This is a genomic window from Pseudoroseomonas cervicalis ATCC 49957 (assembly GCF_000164635.1).
Lineage (GTDB): Bacteria > Pseudomonadota > Alphaproteobacteria > Acetobacterales > Acetobacteraceae > Pseudoroseomonas > Pseudoroseomonas cervicalis.
The window spans coordinates 413,999-417,167 of sequence record NZ_GG770778.1; the positions used below are offsets into that span (position 1 = coordinate 413,999).

Sequence of the window (3,169 nt, forward strand, 5' to 3'; positions counted from 1 at the left end):
CGGCGCGGCGGCGCCTGGGCCGCAGCCTGGCGATCCTGCCGGTGCAGGCCGGCGGCTGCCAGGGCTGCGCGCTGGAGATCGCGGCGCTGCGGGGCGTGGTGCATGATCTGGAGCGCTTCGGGCTGCGCTTCGTCGCCTCGCCGCGGCACGCCGATGTGCTGCTGGTGAGCGGGCCGATGACACGGACCATGACCGAGGCGGCGCAGCGCGCCCATGCCTGCATGGCCGAGCCGGGCTGGGTGGTGGCGGTGGGGGATTGCGCGCTGGGCGGCGGGGTGTTCGCCGGCGCCTACGCGGTGGAGGAGGGGGTGGGCGCCGCCCTGCCGGTGGATCTGGTCATCCCCGGCTGCCCGCCCGGCCCGGCGCTGCTGCTGGAGGGGCTGCTGACGCTGCTGGCGGTCGAGTCGGGCGCCGCGCCGGAGGCGCCCGCGCGGCCCGAGGCGGCGCCGGAGGAGGAAGCGCCGGAGGAGGAGGCGCCGTTCACCGCCGGGCCACGCTGGCCCTGAGCCGAAGAGCCGCCCCGCCGCCGGCCGACCCCGAAAAAAAAGAGCCGGCCGGATTGCTCCGACCGGCCCTAGCGGCCGTCACCGGGAAGGATCGGCCGATCGGCGGCGGACTGCCGGGAATTAAATCCGCCGCCGGATTCGAAAGCCGCTCAGCCGGCCGCGCGCTGGGTGGCGCGGCGGGCGCGGGCGGCGTGCTGGCGGGTCCGCTTGCCCGAGGTCGCATGCGCCTGGCGGGTGCGCTGGCCGCGATGCGCCTGGGTGCGGCGCGGCTGCTGCGTGGTGGCCGACTGCTCGGTGGCCTGGGCGCGGGTCGAGCGGGCCTCGGCGGTGCCGGCGAAGCTGGTCAGGGCGAGCGGGGCGGCCAGGGCGAAGGCGGCGATCAGAAGGCGAAGCGGGCGAAGCATTGGTGCATTTCCTGTGGCGGGGCGGCCTCGCCCCTGGGAGGAAGCATGGCGGGCACGGCCTCTCGCCAGGATGGGCCGAGCCTGAATTAACGGTAACGATACGGATTGCCGCGCAGGCGCTGGAGGCGCGACGGCTCAGAGCAGGCAGAGCAGCTGCAATTCGCGCCGCAGCACCTCGGGCAGGGCCGAGATGCCGCTGGCATCGGCCGCCGCGCTGGCGATGTCGGCCGGCGCCGCCTCGGCCGCCAGGTAGCGCCAGCCCTGGAAGGGCTTCACCGGCCGCGCCGCCACCGCCACCAGCGCCGGGTCCAGCACCAGCGCGGCGTGCGGCGTGCCGTCCTGGCCAGGCTCCTCGCGGATGTCGAGGATGCGCTGCCGCACGCAGCAGAACCCCGCCACCACCCAGTAGAGCGAGCCGCCCGCCAGGATCTCCTCGGCCCGCTTCGGCATCTGCCGCGTCAGGTGCCGCAAGGGCGGGTCCAGCTCGGCGCGGCGCGCCTGCGCCGCCCGCAGCGAGGCCACGTCGCGCGGCCCGACACACAATTTCAGGATGTGCAACACGCCCCGGGAGATGCCCCCACCCCCCTTCCTCGCCAAGTCCTTTTTTTCGGGCTGCCGCCGTCGGGTGGAGAAGCGGGACGCGGCACGGCGACGGGGCGCGGGGTTGGGAGGTGGGGCGGGGAGCCTCGACCGGGGCACGGGGCGCGGGCGGACAGCGCGCGGCGTCGCTATCCCCTCCACCGCCGCCTCACTTGAGTACAGCGTCCCGCTTCTCCACCCGACGGCGGCAGCCCGAAAGAAAGATTGCGGGCGGGGCGGGGGAGGGGGTATCGCGCGGGGCCTGCGCGGAGCGCGCAAGTTTGGAAAGGAAGCTGCCATCATGGGCTATCGTGTCGCGGTCGTCGGCGCCACCGGCAATGTGGGGCGCGAGATGCTCAAGACCCTGGCCGAGCGGAATTTCCCGGTCAGCGAGGTGATCGCGCTGGCCTCCGGCCGTTCGGCCGGGCGGGAGGTGTCCTTCGGCGAGGACGCCGTGCTGAAGGTGCAGAATCTCGAGACCTTCGACTTCTCGGGCGTCGATATCGGGCTGTTCTCGCCCGGCGCCTCGGTCTCGGCGGTGCACGCGCCGCGCGCGGCGGCGGCCGGCTGCGTGGTGATCGACAACACCAGCCAGTTCCGCATGGACCATGACGTGCCGCTGGTGGTGCCGGAGGTCAATCCGGGCGCGCTGCGCGGCTTCCGCCGCCGCAACATCATCGCCAACCCGAACTGCTCGACCATCCAGATGGTGGTGGCGCTGAAGCCGCTGCACGAGGTGGCGCGCATCAAGCGGGTGGTGGTCTCCACCTACCAGTCGGTCTCCGGCGCGGGGAAGGAGGCGATGGACGAGCTGTTCACCCAGACCCGCGGCATCTTCGTCAACGACGCGGCGACGCCCGAGGTGTTCACCAAGCCGATCGCCTTCAACTGCATCCCGCACATCGACAAGTTCATGGACGACGGCTTCACCAAGGAGGAGTGGAAGATGGCGGTCGAGACCCGCAAGATCCTCGACCCCGACATCCAGGTGGTGGCGACCTGCGTGCGCGTGCCGGCCTTCATCGGCCATGGCGAGGCGGTGCATGTCGAGTTCGAGACCCCGATCACCGTGCAGCAGGCCTGGGCGGCGCTGCGCGAGGCGCCGGGGCTGACCGTGCTCGACCGGCGCGAGGATGGCGGCTACGCCACCCAGGTGGATGTGGCGGGCGAGGATCCGGTCTTCGTCTCCCGCCTGCGCGCCGACCCGACCGTGCCGCATGGCCTGGCCTTCTGGTGCGTGGCCGACAATCTGCGCAAGGGCGCCGCGCTGAACGCCGTGCAGATCGCCGAGGAGCTGGTCCGCCAGGGGCTGCTGGAGAAGCAGTCGGCCTGAGCCGTCCTCCCGGCGCGCGGTTTTGGCGGGCGGCCCTCGGGCCGCCCGTTTTTTGCGCCCGGCGCGGTTTCCGCGCCCTCTCACGCGACTGTGTGGAATTGCGGCAGCCTGGCCATCTGGCCGCCCCGAATTTGTCCCGCATCCGGCCGAGCTTGCTGGCGTTGAGACGCCCGCAAGGAGGAGCTGACATGCGCAAGAGCATCATTCGCCTGGGCCTGGTCGCCGGCATGGGCCTCGGCCTGGCCGCTTGCACCGATCCCTACAACCCCGGCCAGCGGGCCATCGGCGGCGGCCTGCTGGGGGCCGGCGCGGGTGCCGGCGTCGCCGGGCTGACCGGCGGCAATGCC

The 3,169-nt window shown here is 73.1% G+C and carries 4 protein-coding genes; 2 read left to right on the forward strand and 2 right to left on the reverse strand.

The window, feature by feature from the left end:
• Window positions 1-506, forward strand: a 506-nt coding sequence (locus tag HMPREF0731_RS09140) for an NADH-quinone oxidoreductase subunit B family protein (protein WP_007003812.1), incomplete at its 5' end; no start/stop codon positions are given.
• Window positions 507-655: 149 nt separating this feature from the next.
• Here HMPREF0731_RS09140 and HMPREF0731_RS09145 read toward each other — a convergent pair.
• Both HMPREF0731_RS09145 and HMPREF0731_RS26150 read right to left on the reverse strand, forming a co-directional pair.
• Entirely contained in the window at window positions 656-910 is a 255-nt protein-coding gene (locus HMPREF0731_RS09145; protein ID WP_007003813.1) for a hypothetical protein, read from the reverse strand.
• A gap of 135 nt (window positions 911-1,045) precedes the next feature.
• Window positions 1,046-1,471, reverse strand: a complete 426-nt coding sequence (locus HMPREF0731_RS26150; protein ID WP_040612608.1) for a DUF1489 family protein — start codon at window positions 1,469-1,471, stop codon at window positions 1,046-1,048.
• A 319-nt stretch (window positions 1,472-1,790) separates the two neighbouring features.
• Here HMPREF0731_RS26150 and HMPREF0731_RS09155 point away from each other — a divergent pair, with 319 nt between their 5' ends.
• The gene (locus HMPREF0731_RS09155) at window positions 1,791-2,822 is read left to right on the forward strand and encodes an aspartate-semialdehyde dehydrogenase (RefSeq protein ID WP_007003815.1); all 1,032 of its coding nucleotides are present in this window, start codon (window positions 1,791-1,793) and stop codon (window positions 2,820-2,822) included.
• Window positions 2,823-3,169: the final 347 nt, after the last annotated feature.

Coding starts and splice junctions, on each gene's coding strand:
- HMPREF0731_RS09155 (WP_007003815.1), top strand. CDS start 1,791: ATGGGCTATCGTGTCGCGGTCGTCGGCGCCACCGGCAATGTGGGGCGC.
- HMPREF0731_RS09145 (WP_007003813.1), bottom strand. CDS start 910: ATGCTTCGCCCGCTTCGCCTTCTGATCGCCGCCTTCGCCCTGGCCGCC.